Here is a 26,066-nt window from a genome sequence, read left to right as displayed (position 1 = left end):
TAATATACAATTTTGTCTTACTGAGGCTAGAGGAGGAACAGTGCGTGGTGGAGCATAATGATGATCAACATCAGAAAATGAATTATTCTTATAGGGAGCTTAGCCCCTTTGAATTCAACAACAAGCTAATTAGTCTGGCTGAAGGACAGAAGAAGAGCACGCGTGTCTTGCTTAATGCCGGCCGGGGGAATCCGAACTGGATTGCGGCAACACCACGGGAAGCCTTTTTCGTTCTGGGACAATTTGCCGTGCAGGAAAGTCGTCAGGCCTGGAACGCGCAAGACCTTGCGGGCCAGCCAAGAAGAAAAGGAATAGAAGGACGTTTTAAAACTTATTGCCAAAATAATGAATTCACTCCTGGTGTGAAATTGCTTAAGGATGTTATTGATTATGGTATAACTGCTCATGGGTTTGACGCCGAAGAGTGGATCTATGAACTGGTGGACGGAATTATCGGTGATAACTATCCGATGCCAGACCGGATGCTTGTGCACGTAGAAGCGATTGTTCATGATTTCCTGATTCAAGAAATGTGCAGCCGCGATTCAGCCTGCGAAAGATATGACCTGTTTGCTGTTGAAGGGGCAACCGCCGCTATGTGCTATGTCTTTGATTCTTTGTATGAAAACTATTTACTGTCGCGTGGGGACAAAATTGCCATTATGGTCCCCATATTTCCGCCTTATGTTGAGATTCCGCGCTTAGCCCGCTATAATTTTGATGTCGTTGAAATCAAGGCCAAAGGCGTAGACAATCAAGGAAAACATACCTGGCAGTACCCCCCGGCGGAGATCGACAAGCTTTGCGATCCAAGCATTAAAGCACTGTTTCTGGTCAACCCGAGTAATCCACCCTCTGTGGCCATTCAACCTGAATCGATCAAACAGCTAATCGGGATCGTGAAAAATCACAACCCCGATTTGATGATTATATCTGATGATGTATATGGAACTTTTGTTGACGGCTATCGTTCATTGATGGCCGATTTGTCCTTTAATACAATCGGTGTGTACTCATTCTCAAAGTACTTTGGGGTGACAGGGTGGCGGTTGGGCGTTGTCGCTGTTCACCAAGACAATGTTTTTGATCAGCTAATAAAGCAATTACCGCAAGAGCGGGCAAAGATTCTGCAAAACCGGTATTCATCCCTTTCACAGCAGCCTGAGAATGTTCGCTTCATCGATCGGATGGTGGCCGACAGCCGCCAGGTGGCGCTAAATCACACCGCCGGTTTATCAACGCCGCAACAAGTGCAAATGATGCTGCTGGCTGCCTTTGCACTACTCGATAAAGGGAATAGATATAAGCAACAGACAAAGGACATCTGCCATCGCCGTATTAAGCTTTTGTATGAAGGTCTGGGATTGCCGCAGCCCAATCTGCCGTATAATGCGGATTATTATACTCAATTTGATTTGGAGGAGTGGTCTAATCATAACTACGGCAGGGAATTTACGGATTTCTTACAGCGAAGATATGAACCTGTTGACATCCTTTTTCGCTTAGCCCAAAATTCTTCCATTGTATTGTTGCATGGCGGCGGCTTTCACGGGCCGACCTGGTCCGTCAGAGTATCACTGGCCAACCTGGATGATGATGCCTATGCCAAGATCGGGCATGAATTGCGCAAGGTATTGGAACAATACGTAGTCGAATGGAAGGAATCAGAGGTTAGTTTGTAAGAAGTCACGGTGCCAGGCGGTGTTTCCTCCACGCAAATAGTCCATAAACTCGCAAGCTGCCGGCAACAATAAAAAGTAGTCATCAATTCAGCGGCTAAACCGGGAGATGTCCTGGTTCTGACTAAGCCTTTAGGCATCGGGATCATCACTACCGCTATTAAGCGCGGCGCCGTGTCTCAGGAGACGATCGACCAGGCGGTTGAAGTTATGGGCACCTTAAACAAGACTGCCGCCGAGGTGATGGTAGAAGTGGGAGTCAAAAACCTGGAATTTCTGCAGAACAGGCCCGGGTCCCGGTAGCGGCCGTTATCGGTGAGATGGTTGCAGACCCAACTCACCATATTCAAATAACTCCTTAAAAAAGTGTTGACAAAGACGCCGGCAGTATATTCGTACAGCCTGACTATGGGCCGGGGGATTATAACCAGTAAATATTTGCAATAGTAACAAATCTTATTATCAAAGTATTGACAAGCAGCTGATTGTCTTATAAACTGAATTATAAGAGTTCACTAACTTCATATACATGAGACAGGTGCCCAATGGGCTTAATAGGGAAGTCCGGTTAAAAGCCGGTGCGGTCCCGCCACTGTAATGGGGAGCAAGCTTAAGATATGCCACTGAGACGTAAGTCTTGGGAAGGTTTAAGTAAGCCATGATCCAGAGTCAGGAGAACTGCCTGTCTGACAATCACCATTATTTACCCACGAGGTATGGGGAGGGGATTACGGCATAAAGCTGCTGTTTTTCTTCCCGGAGCACCTGGTGTTCCGGGATTTTTGCTTAAAGCCGGCTTTATACGCTGATCACTCCTGGCCTATGGGTCCAGGATTTTTTATTAGCTTTGCGCTGTTATCTTTTCTCCCGCAGCAAGCCGGGATTTTTCTCTGTTTGATTCCGTTCTCCCTTCTCTTTGAGAATATTAATTATAATTCTGTTGCGCGTATAGCGCACAGGTCCTTTGACGGACCTTTCCCTTTTACAATTATTCCATATTCATATATATCTTTGTTGGGAGGTGAAACCGGACTGGCTTAATTCTTTTGCTTTACCATACAAAACAAAAAAGGAGACTAAAATCATGAAAACTAAGCTGTTCAGTGCAATTTTATTGATCACCCTTACGACGTTTGGACTTTTTGGCCTGATGAGTTCCGTTCAGGCGGCGCCACAGCCGACTAAAAAAGCAATTTTAGTTGTAAGTTTCGGTACTACTTTCCCGGAAACCAGAAAACTGACGATTGAAGCAGTGGAAAAGAAAATTCAGCAAGCATTTCCGGACTACGAAGTCCGGCGGGCTTTTACCTCCCGCATTATTATCAAAACGCTCGCGGAACGGGATGGTATCAAAGTTGAAAACGAGAAACAGGCGCTGGACCGGTTGCAGGCTGAAGGTTACAAGGAAGTCATAGTGCAGCCGCTGCATATTTCCCCAGGGGAAGAGTTTGACATGGTCAAGGAAGCAGTGCAAACATACCAAAAGGCAAAAGCTTTTGATAATATAGTTTTGGGCAGGCCCATTTTGTACTATCTGGGGCAGGGAGATAAACCGGATGATTATATGAAGGCCTTCCAAGCCGTCAAAACTCAATTTCCGCAATTAAAAAATCAGGAAGCGGTAGTGCTCATGGGTCATGGCGGAGTTCATCCCGGCAGTGCCGCTTATGCCGCGCTGCAATATAAACTCAGTCAGGCAGGCGTAAACAATGTTTTTGTGTATACGGTTGAAGGATGCCCGGCGTTAGAAGATATAATTGGACAGTTGAAAGCCAACAAAATTAAAAAAGTCACCCTGATGCCGCTTATGCTGGTTGCCGGGGATCATGCCACCAATGATATGGCCGGCGATGAAAAAGATTCGGCGAAAAGCATACTGACCGCTGCCGGATTTAAAGTTGAGGCATATGTTCATGGATTAGGCGAAAATCCTGGAATACAAGAAATTTATGTTCAACATGTTAAGGATGCCATCGAACAATTGAATCAGAAAGCAGATAAAAATCACTAACCGGACAGCGGCAAAATTCTCTGATATGACAGATGTCATGTTTTTATGTTTATGTCATTCAGGTTATACCAGTATTTTAGACAAATGTGGGTATGAAACCGTTTGGGTCAAATAAAAGTCCCAGGTTTCATACCTTTTTTACTGAGAATAAATGAAAATAATTATCAATATCATTGACTAATATAACCCGGAATGTTACAATTTGGACGTACCTTATAAAATAATTTTTCCGGGAGGTAGACAAACATTGAAAAAACTAGAAACCATCATGCTGGCTCTATGTATGGCTGCGTCTGTAAACTCATGGGGTTATGCCAGTCCGGTTGAATTTAGCGGCGACATTAACCTTAAGCATGACGACGTCAAAATTCAGGACGGTGACAGAGAAAATAACTGGGAAACAACTTTTAGGTTAAAGGCCCAAACCAGTCTGGGAGAGAACTGGAAAGCGTTTGTCCGTTACGGGTACCGTCATTTTGGCGGCGATGATGACACGCCGGAAGTGTCCAAGCTTGATCAGTACGGCTTTGTTTACGAAAAAGGCGAGAATACCAAAGTGGTATTTGGGGTGCAGGATACCATCCTCGGGCCGTTCGGCACTCTTTTGGATCTTACCGATAATGTGGGCAATGCCATGCTCAAAGGCGTGGATTTACAGCATCAAGAAAAAGATATCGTCTACCACCTGTTTGCAGGGAAAATTGACAAAAGACTGTTTGATAGTGATTCCGATAAAAGCGCCTATGGCGGCGAAATCAACAAGACCTGGGAAAACACCACCCTTGGCGGCGAACACCTGCACATCTCCGGGTTAGAATCCGCTGACAGCTATTATGGATTGTACATAACCAACAAGTTCGGGAAAGCCGATTTGAGCGCCGAATATATATGGTCAAGCGCCAGCAGCGACAAAAACGGTACGGTCTACGGAATAAGCTACAGCCCTACAGATATGGATACTTTCAGTCTGACTCATCGTAATATTAAAGCTTATGCTGCCCCTGACTTTGATGATTTGGCCGGGTACCATAATGAGAAGGGAACGGAATTAGCCTGGGAACACTCCTTTGGGCAAGCCGGTGTATTAACGCTAAAATATGATGACGTAAGCTCAAAGGAAAAAACGACAACCCTTGAATATAATTTTGCTTTCTAAAATGTTGCAAATACAAGAACCGGCTGTTCTTAGCCCTGTAAAGGCTTTGACAGCCGGATTTTGTATATTGAATAATTGATATTGATAATTGACATCAATAAGATTGGATGCTACAATATAGATGAAATTGATAATTGTTATCAATTTAAGTCGTTTAAAAAGGGATAACAGGCGTCCTACATAATTGCGAATTGGCAAACTACCGGCAAGAAGTACAGGGAATTGGTGTTGGGTTGAACAGGGCCCGTTTGTTGCTGCTCAAACGTAAGTAATTTGAGGGAGAGATGGATATGGCGCGTGTATTAGTTGTGGATGAGGCCTTAATGATGCGCAAGACTATCGGTGCTTTTTTGCTCAAAGCCGGTCATGTTGTGGTCGGCGAGGCAGCGAACGGGGTGCAGGCCGTTCTGGCATATAACCTGCACCGTCCCGATATCGTCACAATGGATATAACGCTGCGGGGAATGGATGGTATTAAAGCCTTAGACAAGATTATTAACACTGACGCAAGCGCCAATATAATCGTGGTCAGCGCTCTTAGAAAGAAACACAAAGTTTTTGAGACTCTGCAACACGGTGCAAAAGCTTATGTTTTTAAGCCCTTTACCGAAGAGAAGCTATTATCGGTGGTTGATGAGGTGCTGGGAGCGACGGCGGCGGAACAAAGAAAAGCCAGGTCTGCGGCTAATGTTATGGATAAACCGCTGCCTGCCAGGACGTATCATTCTCTGGGCAATAAAGCTGCTGAAAAGTGGGGAGCTTACATCAGTAATAAAGCCGGAGGCAATTAAATAGGGGAAAAAATTATTTTAAAATTGATAATGATTACTTTTATCAATTATTATTTGACCCAATAAGAGGGGGTAATTCCATCCGTATGCTGCGGTTTAGCTATGGCATTAGGGAAATGCCATAGCGGGAGGATAATCGTGAAAATCAATACCAAACTAAAAAGTATTATGCTGCTGTCGGCTATATTGCCTCTGTTTGTTGTAATAGTGGTAGGGCGTACGGAATTAGCACGGAATTATAATTTTGACCGAGCGGCTGCAATAGGAATGGTAACAGCTATCTTATTGGGACTATTAGGGCCTAAACTGGTTGAGCGCTGGCTGGTAACCGGATCACTGGCCAAAATCAAAGATTTTTGCCGGCAAGTGAAACAAAATAAGTATGACGGATTTGACGGGCTGCCTAACGAGGAAGCGGACAGCGACGCTGAAAATGAATTTATTTCTCTTATGCGGGACATGAACTGGATGGCGCACCAGATTAAATGCAGGGAACAACAGCTGGAAACTACAATTAACGACCTTACTTCAACCCGTTCGGAACTTTTGGAGCAAAAACAAGCTTTAGAGGCGGCGAACACCAGCTTGCTGCAAATGGCTATGACTGACTGGATGACCAAGCTCCCCAACCGGCGCCACTTTTTTGATCATTTGGAACGGGAGATGTGCCGGCGCAACCGGAATATCAGGTCCATTTCGCTGATTATCATCGATGTGGATCATTTTAAGCGGGTTAATGACTGTTATGGGCATCAGGTAGGTGATTCGGTTTTGATAGAGCTTGCTGCGGTTTTGCAACAGGGTTTGCGGCTCAGCGACCTGGCAGCCCGTATCGGCGGGGAAGAATTTTGCCTGTTATTGTCGGACACGGGTTGGGAAGAAACCTTGGCTGTCGCCCTACGCATGCAAGAAACAATTCGTAACCATGTTTTCCATGATTGTGATGGTAATGTATTGCAGATAACTTGTTCAATGGGAATGGTCCATGACCGGCGGCCGGCGGCAGCCGAGCCAGAATTGCTATACCGTTATGCCGACCGGGCGTTATATGCGGCCAAAGAAGCAGGACGCAACCGGGTCTGCTATTACGATCTGGAATCAGGAGTCCAACCCGTGTCAGAACAAAAAATAAGCGCATCATAAGAACCTGCAAAAAGCGGGAAACAAACACAAGGAGGAAAAAGTAATGTTTAAATTGTTAAGCGAGTTAACGCCGGGGCAAACCGGCCATGTTGCAAGAATCTGCGGCAAAGGCCCGATCCAACGCCGTATCATGGATATGGGAGTGGTTGTAGGGACGAAGGTAGAAGTGCGAAAGTACGCGCCGCTGGGCGATCCGATGGAGATTAAGGTAAAGGGATTTAATCTTTCATTGCGTAAGGATGAGGCCAAAAACATTGAAATTGAGCTGACTTAAGATAGGGGGGACGATACTATGCCGATACATCTGGCCAATAGGAACCGGAAGTGGATTGTAACTGATTTGGGCGGCTCCCGCGAGGAGCGGTCCCGTTTGAGTGATCTTGGATTTATTCCAGGAACACCGGTGTACGTGGTGAGTTGCCATCCCACAGCGCTTGTCATCAGTGTGCGCGGCAGCCGGATTATGCTGAACCATTCCATGGCCCGCCACATTCATGTGGCCTAAGAAAACTAAGAAATATGAAAAACAAGGAGGACTGCTGCTATGGGAAATGGCAAAATTGCTGTAGCGTTGACCGGTAATCCCAATTCGGGAAAAACAACGCTTTTCAACAGCATTACCGGCGCCAAGCAACATGTGGGCAACTATCCCGGCGTAACGGTAGAAAAACGGGAGGGTTTCCGCCGTTACCAAAATAAAGATTTATTGCTGGTTGATTTACCCGGTACTTATAGCCTGACGGCTCACGCCCTGGACGAATTGATTGCCAGAAACTTTATTATTCAGGATAAACCGGATGTGGTTGTTGACATCCTGGACGCCAGCAATCTGGAACGCAACCTGTATCTGGCCGTGCAGTTGCTGGAATTGGAAAGACCAATGGTTTTGGCCCTTAACATGGTGGATGTGGCCAAAAATATGGGGACCAAAATTGACCTTAACGCTTTAGCCGAAAAACTGGGTGTGCCGGTAGTCGGCACTGTCGGTAACCGCCGTACCGGCGTGGATGAGTTGTTGACGGCCGTGGTCAATGAATCCGGTAATAAAGTGCGTGAGCCTTTGCGCATCGACTATGGCGCCGATTTAGAAGAAAAAATTGCATCACTGGAAGAATTGCTGACTAAAGTACGGTACGATTTACGGTTTCCCGGGCGCTGGGTTGCCTTAAAGCTTTTGGAAAACGATCAGGAAATAATCAAGCTGATCGCCGGACTGCCTGAAGGTGCAGCCGTTGTTGCCGCTGCTACCGACGCCCGCCAAATTTTGCAAGAAGCCTTAAATATGGAACCGGAATTAGCTATCGCCAATTATCGCTATGAGTATGTTGGCCGTCTCTCCCGGGAAGTCATTATTGCCAAACGGGAATCCGTATTGACTGTATCGGATAATATTGACCAAGTTCTTACGCACCGGCTGCTTGGCCTGCCCATTTTCCTTGGCTTGATGTGGCTGATGTTCAATTTGGTGTTTACTCTGGGCGCCTTTCCGCAGGGATGGATTGAGAATGGTATGGGTATCCTGGGAAATTTCGCCAGTTCCTACTTGCCGGATGGAGATCTGAAATCATTGATTGTGGATGGCATCATCGGCGGTGTTGGTGGAGTTATTGTATTTTTACCGCAAGTTTTGATATTGTTTTTTGGCATTTCCCTGTTGGAAGATACCGGTTATATGGCGCGCGCCGCTTTCATTATGGATCGGATCATGCACGCGGTCGGTTTACACGGCAAGTCCTTCATTCCATTGTTATTAGGTTTTGGCTGCAGTCTTCCGGCTATCATGGGGACTCGTACGCTGGAAAACCCCAAGGACCGGCTGGTAACCATTCTGGTTACGCCATTAATGAGTTGCAGCGCCCGCTTACCGGTATATACCATACTAATTGGCGCATTTTTTCATGAAGCTGTCGCCGGAACGGTATTATTCTCCATTTATTTGATAGGTATTGTACTGGCTATCGTCATGGCCCGCATTTTCCGCAGCGTTTTGCTTGCAGGGGAAAGAGAACCCTTTGTTATGGAACTGCCTCAGTACCGGTTGCCGACTTTGCAGACTATTGTTATTCACATGTGTGAGCGCAGTATGATATACCTGAGAAAAGCCGGCACCATCATTCTGGCTGTATCCATTTTAGTCTGGTTTCTTATCAACTATCCCAGTGACGTTTCCTATTCCCAAAACTATGAGGCCTTATCGGCTCAGGCCCAAACAGCTTATAGCCAACAGGTTGAAAAAGAAATAAGCCAGCCTTTGCATATAGCCGCCGTGGAAGATAATACCGAATTAAAAGCCATGATTACTGATTTAACCGATGTGGACAAAGAATTTGCGGAACAGTCGGAAGGCCTGGCTGCGGGTAGTGAAGACCTGAATGCATTAGAAGCTGATAAAGAAGCTAAAATGAAGGAAATCGAAGGGGCAAATCCGGCATTGTATGTTTTTGCCTCCCGCTATGTGGAATTGAAAAACCAGTTTGATGAGCAAAACGACACCCTTGCGAAAGAACAGGCCGGCGAAAAGCTGGCGCAAAGCTATGCCGGGCAGTTGGGACACTTCATTGAACCGGCTATCGAGCCGCTGGGCTTTGATTGGCGGAGCGGAATCGGCCTGATTGCTGCCTTTACCGCCAAGGAAGTTCTGGTTAGTACTTTAGGTACAATTTATAATGTCGGGGAAGTGGATGAAACCTCCACGGACCTGCAGCAGGCCTTGGCCGCCGATGGATCCTTTACCCCGTTAAGCGCTTACGCGTTAATGGTATTTGTTTTGATTTACTCGCCCTGCCTGGCAACAATAGCCATCATCAAACGGGAAACGAATTCCTGGAAATGGCCGCTTTTCAGCTCCGTATATTCCACGGCGCTGGCTTGGCTGATGACCTTTGGCGTATATCAAATCGGCAGGCTGCTTGGCTATTAACGAAAAAGAGTAAAAGAAAAAACGACTGTTCCAGGGTGAACCTGGAACAGTCGTTTTTTACTTACGGTATAATGCTTTTCTTTGGCGAACAAATAGGACAGCCCTGCATGGACAGGGGCTTTTCCAAATGCGCCTTTGCCAGCAGCGCTTCGTCCCCGAAAATCTCGCCGGTCGGGCCGTCGGCGAGAACCGACCCGTTCTTTAAAACAATTGTTCTTTCACAGAGATCCAGCACCATGTCCAGGTCGTGGGTGGCAATGATTTTGGTGTGGGAAAATGTTTCTAGGAGATTGATCAGTTGGCGGCGAGCCAGGGGGTCAAGGGCGGCCGTCGGTTCATCCATGACCAGGATCGAAGGCTCCATAGCCAATACGGTGGCAATGGCTACAGCCCGTTTTTGGCCGCCGGAAAGCCTGTACGGCGGACGGTCCTTAAGATCAAGAGCGCCGACTGTTTTCAGAGCGGCAATAACCCGGGATTCCACTTCGGCAGCCTCAAATCCCAAATTGAGCGGACCGAAAGCCACATCATCAAATACCGTCGGCATGAATAGCTGGTCGTCCGGGTTTTGAAAAACCATGCCGACAGTTTGCCGGATATGGGGCAATGTCTTATTGGAAACAGGAAAACCGCCGATATTGACGGTACCCGTTGTTGGAAATAAGATACCGATCAAATGAGATAACAGGGTAGTCTTGCCGGACCCGTTTGCGCCCACGATAGCCACCGATTCGCCGTGACCGATATGCAGGCCCAGATTTCTTAGCGCCTCGGTCCCATCGGGGTAGGAATATTGTACATCTATAAAATCAATGGTGTGATGGCTCATGAGAAAACCCCCGTCAGTAGTTTGCCCAAATATTGCGGGATATTAAAAAAGCGGGCCAAAAGAATAAAACCAGTCCAGCCCAGCACATAAAGAAGGTCGAAACTCCGGATTTGGCTGCTGCGCACGATGCGGACGTCGCCGTCGAATCCCCGGCACAGCATGGACTGATAAATACGCTGCGCCCGTTCTATAGTCCGTAAAAGCAACTGGCCTAACAGTGATCCCCAGGCCTTAAAATGAATGCCCCCGCCGTGAAAAGAACGCAGGCTATAGGCCTGTACTGTACGGGCGAACTCTTCTATCAGAACATGGAGATAGCGGTACATAAACAGCAGTTGAACAACAATTGCTTTCGGAACCCCAACCCGCAGGAGAGCCGAGCAGATGGCATTCATCCCTGTTGTCGCCACTAAAATCAAAGCAGCCGTTACCGTCAGAGACAATTTGACAGTAATTGCTATAAACGATATCCAGCCGCCGGAGATCAGCACCGAGCCGATTTTGGCAACCGGCGTTTGATCGAAAATGGGATTTAGAATTCCCACAAAAATAACGAAAGGCGATACCAGCAGCAAACGTTTCAGCAAGTGGGCGGACGGCAGATTGCCCAATGAAATCAAAGCAAAAGGATAGAAAAAAAGCGGAACCAGGCCGGTTATCTCATACTTGGGAAAAGATGAGACAATTATAATAAAGATAAGCGTGGTCAACAGCTTTGTTCCGGGGTCTAAACGGTGGATGACGGTATCTTGGGCGGCAAGGTCGTCAAGGAGTCTTAAATCCAGCCAGTTGGACTCAATTTTTAGCATAATGGTCCTCACTATGATAATATATAACTATTCAGGTACTTGAATAGTTACTCGGAGTCAGAATTCTTAAATACCTGAGTGGTTGCAATAATATAACGGGATACGCTATATGCCTATCCCGTTACAAATTTATCACTAGCGTTTTAGCGTTTTGCCAAACACTGCAGTCCTTTGCCTACGAAGTAGGCCAGCAGCAGTGTCAGAAGCGCGCCGATGATGCCGGCTACCGATGTTCCGGTGTCAACCGCCGGCCAGGCCGGCTCTGCTTCGTTCTTTGCCTCGGCTGAAGCCGGCTGGGAAGACGGAGGTTCACTCTGTTTGAAATTGTAATCAGGCAAGAAAGCTATTTTTTCCTGCAATTCGGCAAGCACCTTGTGAATTCCTGCCGGCGCCGCCAATTCTTCTTCGCCGCTTGTATTAAAAATTGCCCATTCCAGGCCGTCGGGATTGCTGGAAGCAAACCAGGAGAAGGCGCCGGCTGTTACAACTGCCAGGATTAGCAAGCCGACGAATACTCTCTTGGTCGGAGTACTTTCCAGGCGCACGCTTTCAGCGGCTTTTTTGAGAATATCAGGGGATTCCTTATAAATGAAGCCAACTACAGCCGCGGTAATCAAGCCTTCCACCAGGCCGATAGCCAGGTGAATGGGCTGCATGAGAAGCACAAAAGTAGTGAACGGCAACTCGGAAATGCCGGAGAACAGCGTTTCCAAAACAACGCCGAAAGCGCCCAGCTGCAGACCGACAACGGCGGTCAGGACAGAAGCCAGCATGATGCGTCCCTGGGTAGGATTATTCCCGGTCAGGGGCTTGTAAATTAGCGGGTAGGCAAGGTAACAAGGGAAAAAACCCATATTAAAGATATTGCAGCCAAGGGCTAACAGGCCGCCGTCAGCAAAAAATAAAGCCTGAATGGTCAAAATGGACGCAATCGTCAGGAAGGCGGCGTGGGGCCCGAGCAGCAGGGCAAGGATGACGCCGCCGCCTATATGGCCGCTGGACCCGGTTCCGGGGATGGTAAAGTTAATCATTTGAGCGGCAAAAACAAAAGCGCCCAATACTCCCATAAGGGGAACTTTCTTTTCATCAATATCGGTCTGAACTTTTTTGGCTGCGTATGCAGCCATGCCTGCAGTCGCTGCCCACATAGCGCCGCCGACAGCAGGGGAAATTAGAGCATCTGCCATATGCATGAAAAACCCACTCCTTAAAATAATTAAAATTATAAACTATTAAGTATAGATATTAAAAATACATCCACAGTATCGCAAAATAATAACTTAGCCGTATTTATCCTCCTTTCAAACATAAGACAAGCAGTACCTCCAAACAAGTGAAAAGCAAAAACCAAAAAGGCTACGCAAGTAATCCCATCCGAATAGATGGGATATGACCTTCGTAGCCATTAGGTTTCATTTGATATTCACTTCTTGAGGAAAATAACTTAATGCATAAATCCATCTTGAAACATCACTTCACTCCAAACCTTCATGGTTTGGTAGCTTGTGAATCATTTCCATATGTAGTTTAATTTCGACACAATGGTGTGTTATCCTGCTAATGGTCGAATTTTTTTTCAATAATCTTGCCACTGCCGGTATAATCTTTTGTGCAGATAAGCGGCAGCCTTATTTATGTTTTTCATTAGTAAATTAAGTAAATTAATTATTGATTATTAACAGCAATATGAATATTGACAGCAATATGAAAAATATGACATAATCATGCAATAGAAGAGGCTGCATGAATGCGGCGAGCGGTAATTGTTGATAACAACATTAAGTCGGTTGGAAGCCATGAAGGTTTCATTACTCCCTGTGGGTGTAGTCTGCCTTCATGGCTTTATTTATATTTTCCTGCCAATAGACAATAGACTACTACCTGGGGGCAGCGGATACGGTCTTATAACATTAATTATTTGGAGGGAAAACCGATTATGTACTGCCCATTGGCCAAAAGGATTGCGCTTGCATTGACTCTGTCTACCGCCCTTTATGCTGTTACGGTTTTTGCAGAAGAGGCGTCAAACCAGGAACCTGAATCCAGCGCCGAGCTCCCGCCGGTTATAGTTACCGCCACGAAGACCGAGCGGCCGGCGGATGAAGTCACGCAAAAGGTAACTGTTATTACCAAAAAAGACCTGGAAAAGCAAATTTCCGGCAACCGGAATCTTTCTGAACTGCTGGTTTACCAGCCTGGCGTATCGGTTAGCGCTCTGTCGCGCAATGACGCCAACTGGGGTTCTTATGGCGGTCTGGGACCGAAATACAATACATATATGCTGGATGGTATTCCTTTTGACTCATTTGCCGACTCGATGGCCCTTGATCCGGCCGCTCTGGAACAAATCGAATCCCAGCGGGGATCGGCTTCCGTAATGTATTCCAACTACCTGAGCATGGATTTTAACGGCAACCAGACTCCCCTTGCCGGCACCACCAACTTCCGGCTAAAAAGTAAAATTGACAGTCCGTTCACCCGGATGAGTGTAGGCTTTGGCAGTTACAATACCAAAAACTACAGCTTCTACAACCAGGGCCGCGGCGGAAAGCTCAGTTACTTTGTCGGGGCCAGCCATGAAAGTTCGGACTATACCAATTACGGGACCAATCCTTCCTGGCTGAATATGCTGGACAATCCCCAATATGACAAGACCAAAATCTATTTCAAGCTGATGCAGGAAATTAGTCCTGACCGCAACGTGTCCCTGTTTGTGAATCATACCGGCCATACCGGGGACGCCGGCCGTATAAACCGGGATTATGACCATAACTACGACCTGATTAACTTTAATTACAAAGCCAGGCTTAACGATAAACTTAGTTCCGAGTTTAAGATAGGCTACCGGGACTCCCATCGCCGTTGGGCTGAGGACAACTACCCCGGCTCGCCGGCCTTAAGGGAACATGATGGCGTGGAGCAGCAGATTCTGCCGGCGGACCTTACCTTTACTCTGAAAAACGGCAAAAACAGTACTCTGACCTTTGGCGCCGATTACCAGCACGCCAAATACCGGACGTATGCCGAGACCGCTTCCCGGGTTACGCAAAATCAAGCCAGCTCCACCAACTATGGAGTTTTTGCCGAACAGGAAACAGTCAACGGGCCGGTTACTTTCCGCATTGGCGGCAGATACAACACCACTGAAAACAAATACGATTTGATTTCCGGCGTGGTGCCGGGTGAAACCGGCAAAACCTGGCAAAAATTCCTTTGGAGCACCGGCATGCGTTATAAGCAAAGTGAAAAAATTTCCTGGTACGCCAACGTGGGCAACAGCTTCGTCGCTCCGGCGGCTAAACAGGTTGGCGGGACACTGCTTGTCAGCGATTTTGGCGTAGCCGGGCGCAACGGACAACTGCCCAACCCGAATCTTAAGCCGGAAAGCGGTATTGCCGCCGATTTGGGCATGGACTGTCGTATCAATGAAAAAAGCCAGTTAGGAATACGCCTTTTCTATAACCAGGTTTTCGACACCATTGTAGAAAAATCCGTATCTTCGGATCCTTCCCAAACAAAAGCCTTTAATGTGGGTAAAACCACAGCCAAAGGCGCCGAAATTGAATACCGGCAAAAACTAGCCGGCAAATTTTCCTGGTTCGCCAATTATACTTACACTCATGCCAAAATCTCCAATCCCGGCCAGACGGATGACGGATACTTCGTTCCTTTTGTTCCCAGAAATATGGCCAATATCGGCTTGGCCTGGGAACAAGCCGACAGATACAGCCTGGCCGTTTATGACCATTACAACGGCGGAATTTTTGACGGCAGTACCAAATTTGACAGCTACCACCTTTTAAACGCCAGGTATACGCAAGTGCTTAGCAAGCAGGACAAACATACGGTAAAAGGCGAAATCGACCTCTATAATATCCTCGGCAAAAAATTCAAGATGCCGTGGCAGTTCCAGGACCCGGGCTTCAGCGCCCAAGCCAGGCTGATACTTGAATTTTAGTTGCATCCCCATCCCCTTTGCGCCTCTGTAGTACATGTTCGCCGCAGTTTCATTTCCTGTGCGCTGATATATTAGCATGTGGATTTCTTAAGGGAGGGATTGGCTTTGTACACCCGCCTGGTTAATTTTTTGGCAATATGTCTGGCGGTATTCTTCATTGGCTTATATCTATATCCTTTCATTAAACCGGCTCCTGCCGGCCCTTCCGTTCCTGCGGCGGGGGCTATCACGGTAACGGATTTTTCCGGCCAGACGGTGTCGCTGGACAAGCCGGCGGAAAAAATCGCCTGTCTGTTGGAGAGCGGCTTGGCCGGACTCTATATGCTGGGAGCGCAAGATAAAGTAATTGCTGTGAACAACTACCTATATCAGCCCCATATATATCCCTACTATCAGGCTATTGACCCCCGGTTTGCCGCAAAATCCCTGCCGGACGTCGGCGAAGGGGAAATGGCCAGTCTGGAAAAGATCACGGCACTAAAACCTGATTTGGTCATTGTGTGGGCGGGATATCCGGCCATTATAAAAAACCTGAAAGACCGGGGGATCAACGTATTTGCCGTTCAGCTCAACAGCTTCGGAGACATATTCAAGGAGATGGAACTTTTAGGAAAGTTGACCGGCAAGGAGACGCGCGCCGCAGAACTGATTGCCGCCGGCAGAGAGGAACTGGCCAACATCCGGCGGAAAGTCGGCAATTTGCCGGCTGAGCAGCAACCAACCTGTTATTTTTCCTGGGCGGAATCAAAACTGGACGCCGCCGGCGGGGCAAGCACCGGAACTCAGCTGATTATGCTGGCAGGCGGAAAGAGCGTGACTGCCGATAATAAGCAGGAGCATCTTAAACTTAACGTAGAACAGGTAATCAAGTGGAACCCGGCGGTTATCATCAGCTGGTACGGGCCAACAGTCAGCCCGGACAAATTTTTGCAGGATAGCCAATGGCAAAATATCGCGGCAGTAAAATCCAAACGGGTTTATCAGCTGCCGGATGCGTTTTCCTGCGATTTATGGACATTAAAATATATTTATGGCGTGAAAGCTGCCGCTGGTTACCTCCATCCTGAATTATGGCCGGTAGACCTGCAACTGGAAAAAATGCGCCTGTTTCAAATACTTTATGGTCCGGCGGGGGAGAAATTAGCAAATGTCAGTATTTAACGCAACCGGAGTTTTGGTTTTATTCCTGTTTTTTCTGGCAGCGGCATTTTGTTTGTCTTTGTTCATAGGTTCTTACGGCATTGAACCATTGTCCTTAGTTCAGTTCCTGATTCATAAAGTTATGCCAGGCGCTTTTCCCGGACCCTGGCCGGAAACTTACGACAGCATCCTGATCAACATCCGCCTGCCCCGTCTGCTGCTGGGAATGCTGGTAGGGGCCAGCCTATCCGCTGCCGGTACGGTATTTCAGGGGCTGTTTAGAAACCCGCTGGCCGATTCATACACCTTGGGATTGTCAACCGGGGCGAGTTTCGGCGCCGCCTTGGCTTTGGCTTTTTTTCCCGGTGAATTTAACGTTACCGCCAGTGCCTTCATTTTCGGCCTATTGGCTGTGGGCGCGGCCTATGGTTTAGCCAGACAGAGCGGCGAAGTTCCGGCGGTAGCGCTCATCTTGGCCGGCGTTATCGTTTCCGCCCTGTTTTCCGCTCTCATTGCCATAATTCAATACATGGTAGATCCGCTCAAGCTCCAGGGTATCGTCTTTTGGCTGATGGGGGGGCTTAATATGGCGAACTGGCAAGCCGTAGCCGTCGTAGGCCCGCTGATCATGTTTACTCTGCTAATCTTAAGCCTGTTGGGATGGCGGCTCAATATCCTGTCAATGGGCGATGCGGAAGCCAAAAGTTTGGGCCTGGATGTGGAGAAAAACAAAGCCGTTTTTATTATCTTGGTCTCGCTGGGAGTTTCGGCCGCGGTGTCGGTTAGCGGCGCCATCGGCTGGGTGGGACTGATGGCGCCGCATATTATCCGTATGGCTGCCGGCGCCGATCACCGTAAACTGCTGCCGCTGACCGCCATAGGCGGCGCCGCATTTATGCTGCTTGCCGACGATTTGGCCAGGGGATTGTTTACATTTGAGCTGCCGGTGGGAATTGTCACGACGGTGCTGGGCGCGCCCTTTTTTGCCTATCTTATGAAAAACCGGGCCAAAGGAGGCTGGACGTGATGATTCGGGCGGAAAACGTCTGTTTTAGCTATGGACGGCAGCAGGTGCTTCATAATGTATCTTTGGACATAGCAGCCGGTGAGGTGGTTACTTTGCTTGGCCCAAACGGATCAGGCAAGACTACTCTTTTGAAGTGCCTGACCGGGACAGTACGGCCCAGTGGCGGGAAAATTATCATTAACGGGCAGGATATGGCTTCGCTGAAGCCGCGCCAAATAGCCCGATTGGCAGCTGTCTTATTTCAAAATCATACCCCTTTCTTTCCTTATAAAGTTCGTGACGTTGCCCTTATGGGGCGGGCGCCGTATGTGGACGGCTTCCTTTCCGGGCCTGACAAAAGTGACAATACAATTGTGGAGGAAGTGCTTACCGAGCTTGCTATTGTCCAATTTGCCGATCGTCTTTATACGGAACTTTCCGGCGGCGAGAGGCAACTTGTACTTCTAGCCCGGGCTCTGGTGCAGCAGCCGAGATTGCTGGTGCTGGACGAACCTACCGCGCCCCTGGATTTCAAAAATATTATCAAAACACTGCAGACAGTCCGGCGGCTGGCCAAAGATAAACAATTAGCCGTTATTATGAGTCTCCATGATCCTAACCATACTCTCATGTTCTCCGACAAAGCTGCACTGGTTAAAAAAGGGGAAATCAAAGCTTTTGGCCCGGCCGATCAGGTAATCAATGAGGTAAACCTGGCTGAGCTATATGAGATGGCGGTTAATGTGATCGAATATCAGGGGGTACGGTTTGTGGCGCCTAATGTATAAAAAAGGAAGGGTATGACATGATCAGTAATTTTTTGCAGCCTGTGTGGCCGGCATGAGCTGGTATGTCTTTGTTCGTCTGGCCGGACTTGCACCAACGGCTATTATTGTTACCTTTGCTTGTTTTGCCATTATCCAGCTAACTCCCGGCGACCCGGCGGTACTGCTGCTGCAGCAACGGGGACTTGATCCGACACCGGAAGAGGTGGCAGTCATCCGGGATGAACTCCATCTCGACAGACCCTTCGGGGAAAGATACGTTCTGTGGTTGTGGCAGATATGCCAGGGTGACTTGGGGGTTTCATTCTATACCCGCCAGCCAGTGGCGACGGAGATTCTGCAGCATATTCCGGCAACCCTGGAGCTAACGGCTGCGGCTATGTTTTTTTCGCTTATAGTTGCTTTTGGCTTGGGTCTTCTATCGGCTAAATATGAAAATAAAATACCGGATTTCATCAGCAGGATTTACGCGCTGCTGGCCGTATCCATGCCCTCCTATTGGCTGGGGTTGCTTTTCATTTATTTTTTTGCAGTGAAACTTCAGTTGCTGCCTGCCGTCGGGCGAGGCGGTTTCTTGAATCTTATCCTGCCGGCGGTTACGCTGGGATTTTCTCCGGCAGCTGTTCATGCCCGTTTGCTCCGCAACAGTCTACTGGAAGTATTGTCCCAGGAATTCATGTTATATGCCAGAGCCAAAGGCTTGACCGTATGGCAGGCGCTGCTGCATCACGGGGTTTTGCCCAGTTTGGCGCCGGTGGTAACTTCGTTGGGAACTACGTTTGGTTACATGCTGGGCGGCACTGTCATAATCGAAAGTATTTTCGCCTGGCCCGGGTTGGGCAAGATGGTAATGGATGCCATCTTCAACCGGGACTATCCCGTAATCCAGGGATATATCCTAGTGATGGCGATGGTATACACCCTGGTAAATGTAGGCATCGATTTGCTTTGCGTCTGGTTTGATCCCCGGATGCGTCTGGGAGGTGATCTCCGGAAATGAGTTCCCTAACCAACGGTATCTTGACAGCTTGGAAAAAGGTCAGGCGGCCAAAGCTCTTGCCGGCAATTAGCCTGTCGGTGTTGGCAATGTATCTGACGGTCGCTCTGTTTGCCGCTTTTTTTGCGCCCCATGATCCGCTTTATGTTGATATCGCGCAAAGATTGCAACCACCTTCCCCCTCATACCCGTTAGGGACTGACCAGTTAGGACGCTGCCTGCTGTCGCGGCTGTTGTTTGGTGCGGGAAATACATTGGCGGCAGCCGGAGTAGTTTTAGCCGGTACCGTTGCCGCCGGCACATTTGTTGGGTTATTGGCCGGCTTTTCCGGCGGCTGGTATGATAGTATCCTTCAACGGTTAATGGATGGGGTCTTGGCTTTTCCAGGGTTAATACTGGCGCTGGCGATAACCGGTTTGCTCGGTCCCGGGCTAGGCAATACCGTATTTGCTTTAACATTGGTGCATTGGGTAGGCTACGCCCGGATTACACGAAATATGACTTTTAGCCTGCGGGAACGTACCTATATAGCAGCTGCATATACGGCAGGAGCAGGACCGGCGGCTATTCTGAGGCGCCATATTCTGCCGGCAATTGTTCCGACTTTGGCTGTCCTGGCAGCGCTGGACTACGGACGAATTATCTTAAGTATCGCCGGACTGTCTTTTCTGGGTTTAGGTGCTCAGCCGCCTGTGCCGGAATGGGGGGCAATGCTCAGCGACGGCAAAGCCTATATGCAGACTGCCCCGCATTTAATGTTATGGCCTGGATTGGCAATTATGGGGATCGTACTGAGCCTGCAGGTTTTCGGCGAAATGCTGGGCCAGCAAACTGAGAAAAATGGTTAAGGTCCGGTTTATGAGAGAAAGGGGTTAACAACAGCGATGAAAAAAACAATATGTTGTTTTCTGAGTGTGGTTCTATTCGGGAGCATGATTCTTACAGGCTGCAGCAGTAGCGAACCGCGGACGGTTCAGCAGATTGTAATAGGCGAAAACACCGATTTGGGCGGCTATGATCCTGGAACAGACATGTCGCCTTTTATCCGGACATTAATTTATAATTCCTTAGTTGAACTGGACGCTGATTTCAAACTGACGCCGGCTTTGGCCGAGAAATGGGAAATGGCCCCGGATGGCAAGACCTGGACATTTTACCTACGTCAAGGCGTTGTTTTTCATGACGGCACACCCCTTAACGCGCAAATCGTAAAACAAAACATGGACATGTTGCGAAATGGGTCAGCAAAATCATGGCTGTATAATGTTGCCGAAGTAAAGGCGCCGGACGATTCAACAGTCGTTTTTCTGATGAAAAATCCATGCTTTACCTTCGCGTCCGACTTAGCCGTTCCTTCTCTCTCAATTATTAGCCCCGCTGCCTTGGATGCAACCGGAAAAGTTGTTAAGGCGATTGGGACAGGCCCGTATGTATTGGAATCATGGAACAAAGACCAGGATTTTGTTATGCAACGGAATACCAAATACTGGGGCGGAATACCTAAAACAGAAAAACTGGTATTTAAAGTAATTCGCGACCCGGACGCCAGAGCGATGGCCCTGGAAGCCGGCACGGTGGATTTTATCAGTCTGCGGCAGTCGCTGACTGCAGCAACCCGGATAGCCCAAAATAACAAGTTTAGCATTAAAAAACGCCTGGGGCAAACGTCCGAGATTATGTTCTTAAACATAAATTCGCCGGCGCTGACTGATTTACCGGTAAGAAAGGCTGTGGCCCACAGTTTGAATATAAAAGAAATGATACCGGGACTGCTAGGCGATAACGCAGAACCCGGGCGAACTTTCTTTTCTCCTGTCTACGGACAGTATGTCATGCCCCAGGATGCCGTGTTGCCTTATGACTTAAATAAAGCCAAAGAATATCTGAAAGAAGCAGGCTGGCATGCCGGCCCCAACGGATTGCAGGTGAAAGACGGCAACCCTCTGCGGCTGCGAATTGTATTCGGGGCAAAGAATGCTGAAGACAGTCTTTTGGCCGGTGCGGTGCAGAGCGGCCTCAAGGATGCAGGTATTGCTGCCGTGCTTGTGCCGCTGGAAGAGGCAGCCTTAATGGATGCACTGAAAAATAAAAACTATGATTTGATCATGGTTAGTCAGTCCTATATTCCCCATGACGAGCCATCGTCCCATTATCTGCAGGGTTATTATCACCCCCAGGCTGCCTATAGCGTGTTAACGGCACCGGAAATAACCAAAACAATTGACCGGTTGTTTCTCACCGCCGACAGCAGGGAACGTTTGAACCTTCACCATAAAATACAGGAACTGATTTGCGAACAGGTCCCGGTGATCGTATTATTCCATCGCAATAATATGGCGGCGATGAAGAAAAATGTCATGGGTTTTGAAGTTTCAGTCGGCACATGGCAACTATACCGGGCTTTAGAGAAAACCTATGTACAGTAGCAGTACATTACTTAACGTCAATGATCTGTCTGTTTGCTATCGGACGGCAGCCAGGCAGGTAATTGCCGTAAACCGGCTAAATCTTACCGTTAGTCCCGGAGAATTTGTAGGTGTTATCGGCGAGAGCGGCAGCGGCAAGAGCAGTCTTGCACGGGCGATTTTGCGGCTGCTGCCGGCCAATGGTAAACAGACTGGCGGTAGTATCAGGTTTCAGGACCGGCGGCTTGAACACCTGGACGACGCCGCTATGACGAAGGTGCGCGGTGCGCATATCGGCTTTGTGCCCCAGCAGCCTGTGGCAGCGTTAAATCCTGTCCGGTCCATCGCGTCCCAATTGGGAGAAATCTTCCGGTTGCGCCTGGGTGTTGATTCGCGTCAGGCATATGACATGAGTTACGATATTCTCCGGCAGGTGAAGATGGGAGATATTGACCGGGTTTTACATGCTTATTCCCATGAGCTAAGCGGCGGCATGTGCCAGCGGGTTTTATTGGCTATGGCTGTTGCCCTGAGCCCATTCTTGCTGTTGGCCGATGAGCCGACAACAGCGGTAGATGCCAGAATGCGCGGTGAGCTGCTGGATGAAATCACCCGCCAACAGAAGGACAGGGCCATGGCCGTTCTTTTGATTGCCCATGATTTGCCGTTGGTTGGGCGGTATGCAGACCGGCTGGTCGTCATGTACAGAGGCAGCCTGGTAGAAACCGGAGCAGCTCATATAATTTACTCTCAGCCTAAGCATCCCTATACCCGGTTGTTGCTGGGACTTGACAGGGATAGGAAATTTTTTGATATAGAGCGGCTTCAAGACCATTCCGGCTGCGAATTTCAACCGCGGTGTATGTATGCGCAGCCAAGTTGCCGGCATGAAAAACCAGCATGGCAGGGAGACGAACAAGTAGGCTGGGCTTGTATCCTAAAATGAGGTGAATTTATGGTTTGGCGAGGGGAAAATCTAAATAAATCGTATTGTTCCAGGACGGGGGCGTTTACCAGCAAGTGTCATACGGTTTTATCCGGGGTATCATTTCATGTCGGTGACAAAGAGTTTGTCGGCTTGGCCGGGGAAAGCGGCAGCGGCAAAACCACCTTAGCCCGTATTGCCCTCCGGCTGGAACCGGCGGAAAGCGGCAAATTGTGTTTGGCAGGAAAAAGCTACGCCGACTATCAGGATAGGCGGGAGTTTTATCGCAATATCCAAATGATGTTTCAGCACTCCTCGGAAGCATTAAATCCCCGTTGGCAAGTGGAGCAAGTATTAGAAGAACCGCTCCGCTATCTGACGGAATTATCGCCGGAAAAGCGCCGGGAACGAATCCGGGAGGCCATGGCCGCCGTTTCGTTGCCGGCCAGCCTCCTCCGCGTCAGACCAGCAACTCTTAGTGGCGGTCAGGCCCAGCGGGTGTGTTTGGCCAGGGCTATAATTCTGCAGCCTAACTTTATTATTCTTGATGAACCAACATCCAGTCTGGATATGGTTATCCAGTATCAAATTTTGCAACTGTTGCGAAAACTGCACCAAGAGCAAGGAATATCCTTTTTGATGATATCCCATGACTTAGGCGCCATCAAACAAGTTGCCGACCGCATCGTTTTCCTCCATGCCGGGCAGATTATTGAGAATGTGGCAACAAGGCAGCTAAATCAGGTCAAGCATCCTGTGGCCAAAAGTCTTGCGGATGCCGCAAGATTATAGAATAGAGGAATTTCTATTCTATTATAGAACGCATTAAAGAATTGAAATTATATCCGGATATTAGGAACGCTTCGACGCTGGCGCTTGACCTCAGCTTATCCTAATACCCGGGTGTCAATTCCTTAATGCGACATATACAGCTTCCGAGAATGAGATAGACAGATAAAAGAGATATTCGAGGCCTTATTGGCGCGAATATCTCTTTTTCGCTGGCAACAAGTTAAGCAAACTGAAAAAACAGGCTGATGCAGGTGCAAATAACAGTCAATCACGCTCTAGGGCATTATCCGTATGAGTTGGCAGTGCAACCAATAAATTTGTTCCCGACTGTTGGCGGTATTGTTTTGGCGTGATTCCATATTTTTTTTTGAAAACAGTTACGAAACTGCTGTTATTGTACCCAATCTGGGCTGCAACATCGCCTATGCAGCAATCACTATGTTTGAGCAATATTTTTGCTTTTTCCAGTCTTATATCCCGCACATATCCATACGGCGTATTAGCAAACAGGGCTTTAAATCCTTGTTTTAGCTTATATGTATTTAGGCAGTAATTTTTAGCGAGCATTTCAATTGACGGCGGCTGAGAGATTTTTTCAGCAAGCTCCTGCCTGACACGGTATAATAGACCAATGTCGTCGCTGGTTAATTTAATCGATAACTTCTGGGCCGATTGAATGAAACTGATATTAGTCATCCACTCGGAGAGAAGTTCCAGCGCCACCGCCTGAAAAAATAATCTACGCGCAATTACATTGTCACAAAAACAGTTGATGATTTTTTTCAGGATTACTTGGATGTCTACATTTGTTGCAACTGGATGGACATGAAAACGATGAAAGGTGCGTAAGTTATTTACTTCAGCAAGAAAAGAATGGGTGTTTGCCTCATGAAAACGCAAAAATGCTTCAGAAAGATCAAGTGAGATGTAAGTGATGTGTTCATGTTGGGGATAGATGATGCGCCCTTGGTACTGTTCTTTCACGTTGACATAATATTCGCCGGCCTTAACCTGGTATTGCTCACCGGTGACAGTGTCACAAATGGTTATACGGCCGGAAATTACGTACAAGATTTCAAAAAATTTGTTATCTAGTTTGACATCATAGGCAAATTCTTTTTTTAGGCGCAAAGTGGCCCAGCAGATCTCAAGTCCGTTTTTATAAGAGTAGCGGGTGATGCGGCCGTCGCCATGGTCTTTTAGAACTTCAAACTCAAAAAGATCATCAAAATTTTGTATTATAAAACCAATTTCTTTCATCTTAGCGTAATAATCTTCCGGACAGGAAATAGTCAATATATTTTTCACACTATCACCTATTTCTTTAAATATAAGTAATGGTTTTCCCAGTTTTCAAAAGGCCAGGCGTTTAATTTTGCAATTAGTTGAATCTGCCGGGATAACGATAGCTTCAGCGAAAAACAAAAAGGCATGAAACATGGGGAGCGGCTTCCCCCAAGGTTTCATACCTGAATTTGGCGTGTAATGAAATTCAGACGAATAAAAATATACTTTCATGAATCTTCATGATCCATTGTTCGCTATGCGATTATTATAACTTTATTATAACTTTATTACAACATTTTGTCCAACATATTAATTTAAAAAGCGAAGTATCAGACTTGCCGATTATAAATTTTATCTTATTTTTTTGCGAAAAAGTAGTCCTTTTTAATCATCAGGTAGTATCGGCAATCTATGAATTGCATACTGCTTTTGGTACTACTATAATCAAAGAAGGTAATAACAGATTTTTAGATGGCATTGAAATCAGTTGATCTGAAGATCAATTTAGTAAGTTGACCGTCACAAGGAAATTAAGTGAGGCATATGTGACTTGGGAGTCACTAGTTTTCAGTTGTTGTTGAAATGACAAACGGAAACTGGTGATTTTTTTGTTGATTTGGAGTGGGGACATTAAGAGGAGGAGATATATATAAGGAAGAAATTCAGTCTCACTTTTTGCCGGACACATTCGTATTTATTTAAAAGGGGGTTGTTACACCTATGAGAGCAATGCTCGAAGATATACGGGCTATTTACAGACATGATCCTGCTTGCAAGAACATAGAAGTTCTTCTTTATCCTTCCCTGCATGTTATCACAGTCCACCGATATGTAATCCATCCTTTTTATTGTCTGGGAGTGCCATTTCTGCCACGTTTGTTTTCTCAACTGATGCGCTTTTTTACAGGCATTGAAATTCATCCGGGAGCCAAAATCGGACCAGGTTTTTTTTGCGATCATGGTTGTGGCGTGGTAATCGGGGAAACCACAGAGATTGGCCGGAACTGCGTTATGTTTCATGCCGTTACCCTGGGCGGCACAGGGAAAGAAAAAAGAAAACGGCATCCGACCATTGGTGACGATGTGTTTATCGGGCATGGTGCCACTATTATTGGCCCGGTGACAATTGGCAGCAACAGCAAAATCGGTGCGCAAACCGTGATTGTGAACCGGGATGTACCGGAAAACTGCACTGTGGTCGGTTCACCGCCGAGAATTGTTAAACTTGCCGGCCGGCAGGTGAATTTGCCTTTGCCGGTATCTCCTTACAGGCAATTGGATCAGGAACGGGAAAAAAAGGCGGAGTTCAGTATGCCGGGTGAAGTTGAGAGTACTTGTAATTATGACGGTACGTGCTGAGCCGCATGACTAAAAGGGAATTTATTTAGATTGGGTAATTTGGATAAGCCGATGGCTGAGAAATGGAACAACAA

Annotated in this window: 22 protein-coding genes, 1 pseudogene and 1 riboswitch; of the genes and pseudogenes, 19 read left to right on the top strand and 4 right to left on the bottom strand. The window is 47.5% G+C overall.

Going from position 1 to position 26,066, the window contains the following annotated elements; translation table 11 throughout:
• Positions 1–44: 44 nt before the first annotated feature.
• The 9 genes and pseudogenes from aspD (at position 45) to feoB (ending at position 9,700) form a co-directional block, all read left to right on the top strand.
• Entirely contained in the window at positions 45–1,682 is a 1,638-nt protein-coding gene (gene aspD / locus MAMMFC1_RS00535) for an aspartate 4-decarboxylase (protein WP_197723878.1), read from the top strand.
• A gap of 72 nt (positions 1,683–1,754) precedes the next feature.
• Positions 1,755–1,940: pseudogene (locus MAMMFC1_RS22545) on the top strand (selenide, water dikinase SelD); the annotation flags it as partial.
• Between the two features lie 258 nt (positions 1,941–2,198).
• A riboswitch (cobalamin riboswitch) is annotated at positions 2,199–2,379 on the top strand.
• A gap of 384 nt (positions 2,380–2,763) precedes the next feature.
• Complete coding sequence (locus MAMMFC1_RS00525) at positions 2,764–3,690, top strand: sirohydrochlorin cobaltochelatase (RefSeq protein WP_126305613.1); 927 nt, start codon at positions 2,764–2,766, stop codon at positions 3,688–3,690.
• A 247-nt stretch (positions 3,691–3,937) separates the two neighbouring features.
• Positions 3,938–4,846 (top strand): hypothetical protein, encoded by a 909-nt coding sequence (locus MAMMFC1_RS00520; RefSeq protein WP_126305612.1) that lies wholly within the window; start codon positions 3,938–3,940, stop codon positions 4,844–4,846.
• 290 nt (positions 4,847–5,136) lie between these two features.
• Positions 5,137–5,637: a response regulator gene (locus tag MAMMFC1_RS00515; protein ID WP_126305611.1), complete on the top strand. Its 501-nt coding sequence runs from the start codon at positions 5,137–5,139 to the stop codon at positions 5,635–5,637.
• A 138-nt stretch (positions 5,638–5,775) separates the two neighbouring features.
• Positions 5,776–6,780, top strand: coding sequence for a GGDEF domain-containing protein (locus MAMMFC1_RS00510; protein ID WP_158618584.1), 1,005 nt, complete (start codon positions 5,776–5,778; stop codon positions 6,778–6,780).
• Positions 6,781–6,823: 43 nt separating this feature from the next.
• Entirely contained in the window at positions 6,824–7,054 is a 231-nt protein-coding gene (locus MAMMFC1_RS00505) for a FeoA family protein (protein ID WP_126305609.1), read from the top strand.
• Positions 7,055–7,072: 18 nt separating this feature from the next.
• A complete protein-coding gene (locus MAMMFC1_RS00500; protein WP_126305608.1) occupies positions 7,073–7,285 on the top strand; it encodes a FeoA family protein in 213 nt (70 codons plus the stop codon).
• A 39-nt stretch (positions 7,286–7,324) separates the two neighbouring features.
• A complete protein-coding gene (gene feoB / locus MAMMFC1_RS00495; protein WP_126305607.1) occupies positions 7,325–9,700 on the top strand; it encodes a ferrous iron transport protein B in 2,376 nt (791 codons plus the stop codon).
• 61 nt (positions 9,701–9,761) lie between these two features.
• Here the strand turns inward: feoB and MAMMFC1_RS00490 are convergent, their stop codons facing one another.
• The 3 genes from MAMMFC1_RS00490 to MAMMFC1_RS00480 form a co-directional block, all read right to left on the bottom strand.
• The gene (locus MAMMFC1_RS00490) at positions 9,762–10,529 is read right to left on the bottom strand and encodes an energy-coupling factor ABC transporter ATP-binding protein (RefSeq protein WP_126305606.1); all 768 of its coding nucleotides are present in this window, start codon (positions 10,527–10,529) and stop codon (positions 9,762–9,764) included.
• A complete protein-coding gene (gene cbiQ / locus MAMMFC1_RS00485; protein WP_126305605.1) occupies positions 10,526–11,338 on the bottom strand; it encodes a cobalt ECF transporter T component CbiQ in 813 nt (270 codons plus the stop codon). The genes MAMMFC1_RS00490 and cbiQ overlap by 4 nt, the downstream gene beginning before the upstream one ends.
• Before the next feature lie 143 nt (positions 11,339–11,481).
• The gene (locus MAMMFC1_RS00480; RefSeq protein ID WP_126305604.1) at positions 11,482–12,531 is read right to left on the bottom strand and encodes an energy-coupling factor ABC transporter permease; all 1,050 of its coding nucleotides are present in this window, start codon (positions 12,529–12,531) and stop codon (positions 11,482–11,484) included.
• A 743-nt stretch (positions 12,532–13,274) separates the two neighbouring features.
• Between MAMMFC1_RS00480 and MAMMFC1_RS00475 the strand changes: the two genes are divergently transcribed.
• From MAMMFC1_RS00475 to MAMMFC1_RS00435, 9 genes are all read left to right on the top strand, one after another.
• Positions 13,275–15,296 (top strand): TonB-dependent receptor plug domain-containing protein, encoded by a 2,022-nt coding sequence (locus tag MAMMFC1_RS00475; RefSeq protein WP_126305603.1) that lies wholly within the window; start codon positions 13,275–13,277, stop codon positions 15,294–15,296.
• A gap of 105 nt (positions 15,297–15,401) precedes the next feature.
• A complete protein-coding gene (locus MAMMFC1_RS00470) occupies positions 15,402–16,457 on the top strand; it encodes an ABC transporter substrate-binding protein (protein ID WP_126305602.1) in 1,056 nt (351 codons plus the stop codon).
• Positions 16,444–17,463 (top strand): FecCD family ABC transporter permease, encoded by a 1,020-nt coding sequence (locus MAMMFC1_RS00465; protein ID WP_126305601.1) that lies wholly within the window; start codon positions 16,444–16,446, stop codon positions 17,461–17,463. Before MAMMFC1_RS00470 ends, MAMMFC1_RS00465 begins: the two co-directional genes overlap by 14 nt.
• Positions 17,463–18,230 (top strand): ABC transporter ATP-binding protein, encoded by a 768-nt coding sequence (locus tag MAMMFC1_RS00460; RefSeq protein ID WP_126305600.1) that lies wholly within the window; start codon positions 17,463–17,465, stop codon positions 18,228–18,230. The genes MAMMFC1_RS00465 and MAMMFC1_RS00460 overlap by 1 nt, the downstream gene beginning before the upstream one ends.
• Positions 18,231–18,282: 52 nt before the next feature.
• Positions 18,283–19,227 carry a nickel ABC transporter permease gene (nikB, locus tag MAMMFC1_RS00455; protein ID WP_126305599.1) on the top strand — a complete coding sequence of 315 codons (945 nt, stop codon included), beginning with the start codon at positions 18,283–18,285 and terminating at the stop codon, positions 19,225–19,227.
• Entirely contained in the window at positions 19,224–20,072 is an 849-nt protein-coding gene (nikC, locus tag MAMMFC1_RS00450; RefSeq protein WP_126305598.1) for a nickel transporter permease, read from the top strand. The genes nikB and nikC overlap by 4 nt, the downstream gene beginning before the upstream one ends.
• A gap of 36 nt (positions 20,073–20,108) precedes the next feature.
• Entirely contained in the window at positions 20,109–21,650 is a 1,542-nt protein-coding gene (locus MAMMFC1_RS00445) for an ABC transporter substrate-binding protein (protein ID WP_126305597.1), read from the top strand.
• Positions 21,640–22,575: an ABC transporter ATP-binding protein gene (locus MAMMFC1_RS00440; RefSeq protein WP_126305596.1), complete on the top strand. Its 936-nt coding sequence runs from the start codon at positions 21,640–21,642 to the stop codon at positions 22,573–22,575. Before MAMMFC1_RS00445 ends, MAMMFC1_RS00440 begins: the two co-directional genes overlap by 11 nt.
• A 9-nt stretch (positions 22,576–22,584) precedes the next feature.
• A complete protein-coding gene (locus MAMMFC1_RS00435; protein ID WP_126305595.1) occupies positions 22,585–23,346 on the top strand; it encodes an ABC transporter ATP-binding protein in 762 nt (253 codons plus the stop codon).
• Positions 23,347–23,610: 264 nt separating this feature from the next.
• Here MAMMFC1_RS00435 and MAMMFC1_RS00430 read toward each other — a convergent pair whose 3' ends face one another.
• On the bottom strand, positions 23,611–24,654 hold the full coding sequence (locus tag MAMMFC1_RS00430) for a helix-turn-helix transcriptional regulator (RefSeq protein WP_126305594.1): 1,044 nt from the start codon (positions 24,652–24,654) through the stop codon (positions 23,611–23,613).
• 699 nt (positions 24,655–25,353) lie between these two features.
• Between MAMMFC1_RS00430 and epsC the strand changes: the two genes are divergently transcribed.
• A complete protein-coding gene (gene epsC / locus MAMMFC1_RS00425; RefSeq protein WP_126305593.1) occupies positions 25,354–25,992 on the top strand; it encodes a serine O-acetyltransferase EpsC in 639 nt (212 codons plus the stop codon).
• Positions 25,993–26,066 lie beyond the last annotated feature (74 nt).

The organism is Methylomusa anaerophila (genome assembly GCF_003966895.1).
Classification (GTDB): domain Bacteria; phylum Bacillota; class Negativicutes; order Sporomusales; family Sporomusaceae; genus Methylomusa; species Methylomusa anaerophila.
This window is presented reverse-complemented; position numbering and strand designations above follow the sequence as displayed.

Coding starts and splice junctions, on each gene's coding strand:
- MAMMFC1_RS00525 (WP_126305613.1), top strand. CDS start 2,764: ATGAAAACTAAGCTGTTCAGTGCAATTTTATTGATCACCCTTACGACG.
- MAMMFC1_RS00515 (WP_126305611.1), top strand. CDS start 5,137: ATGGCGCGTGTATTAGTTGTGGATGAGGCCTTAATGATGCGCAAGACT.
- MAMMFC1_RS00505 (WP_126305609.1), top strand. CDS start 6,824: ATGTTTAAATTGTTAAGCGAGTTAACGCCGGGGCAAACCGGCCATGTT.
- MAMMFC1_RS00500 (WP_126305608.1), top strand. CDS start 7,073: ATGCCGATACATCTGGCCAATAGGAACCGGAAGTGGATTGTAACTGAT.
- feoB (WP_126305607.1), top strand. CDS start 7,325: ATGGGAAATGGCAAAATTGCTGTAGCGTTGACCGGTAATCCCAATTCG.
- MAMMFC1_RS00490 (WP_126305606.1), bottom strand. CDS start 10,529: ATGAGCCATCACACCATTGATTTTATAGATGTACAATATTCCTACCCC.
- cbiQ (WP_126305605.1), bottom strand. CDS start 11,338: ATGCTAAAAATTGAGTCCAACTGGCTGGATTTAAGACTCCTTGACGAC.
- MAMMFC1_RS00480 (WP_126305604.1), bottom strand. CDS start 12,531: ATGCATATGGCAGATGCTCTAATTTCCCCTGCTGTCGGCGGCGCTATG.
- MAMMFC1_RS00475 (WP_126305603.1), top strand. CDS start 13,275: ATGTACTGCCCATTGGCCAAAAGGATTGCGCTTGCATTGACTCTGTCT.
- MAMMFC1_RS00465 (WP_126305601.1), top strand. CDS start 16,444: ATGTCAGTATTTAACGCAACCGGAGTTTTGGTTTTATTCCTGTTTTTT.
- MAMMFC1_RS00460 (WP_126305600.1), top strand. CDS start 17,463: ATGATTCGGGCGGAAAACGTCTGTTTTAGCTATGGACGGCAGCAGGTG.
- nikB (WP_126305599.1), top strand. CDS start 18,283: ATGAGCTGGTATGTCTTTGTTCGTCTGGCCGGACTTGCACCAACGGCT.
- nikC (WP_126305598.1), top strand. CDS start 19,224: ATGAGTTCCCTAACCAACGGTATCTTGACAGCTTGGAAAAAGGTCAGG.
- MAMMFC1_RS00445 (WP_126305597.1), top strand. CDS start 20,109: ATGAAAAAAACAATATGTTGTTTTCTGAGTGTGGTTCTATTCGGGAGC.
- MAMMFC1_RS00440 (WP_126305596.1), top strand. CDS start 21,640: ATGTACAGTAGCAGTACATTACTTAACGTCAATGATCTGTCTGTTTGC.
- MAMMFC1_RS00435 (WP_126305595.1), top strand. CDS start 22,585: ATGGTTTGGCGAGGGGAAAATCTAAATAAATCGTATTGTTCCAGGACG.
- epsC (WP_126305593.1), top strand. CDS start 25,354: ATGAGAGCAATGCTCGAAGATATACGGGCTATTTACAGACATGATCCT.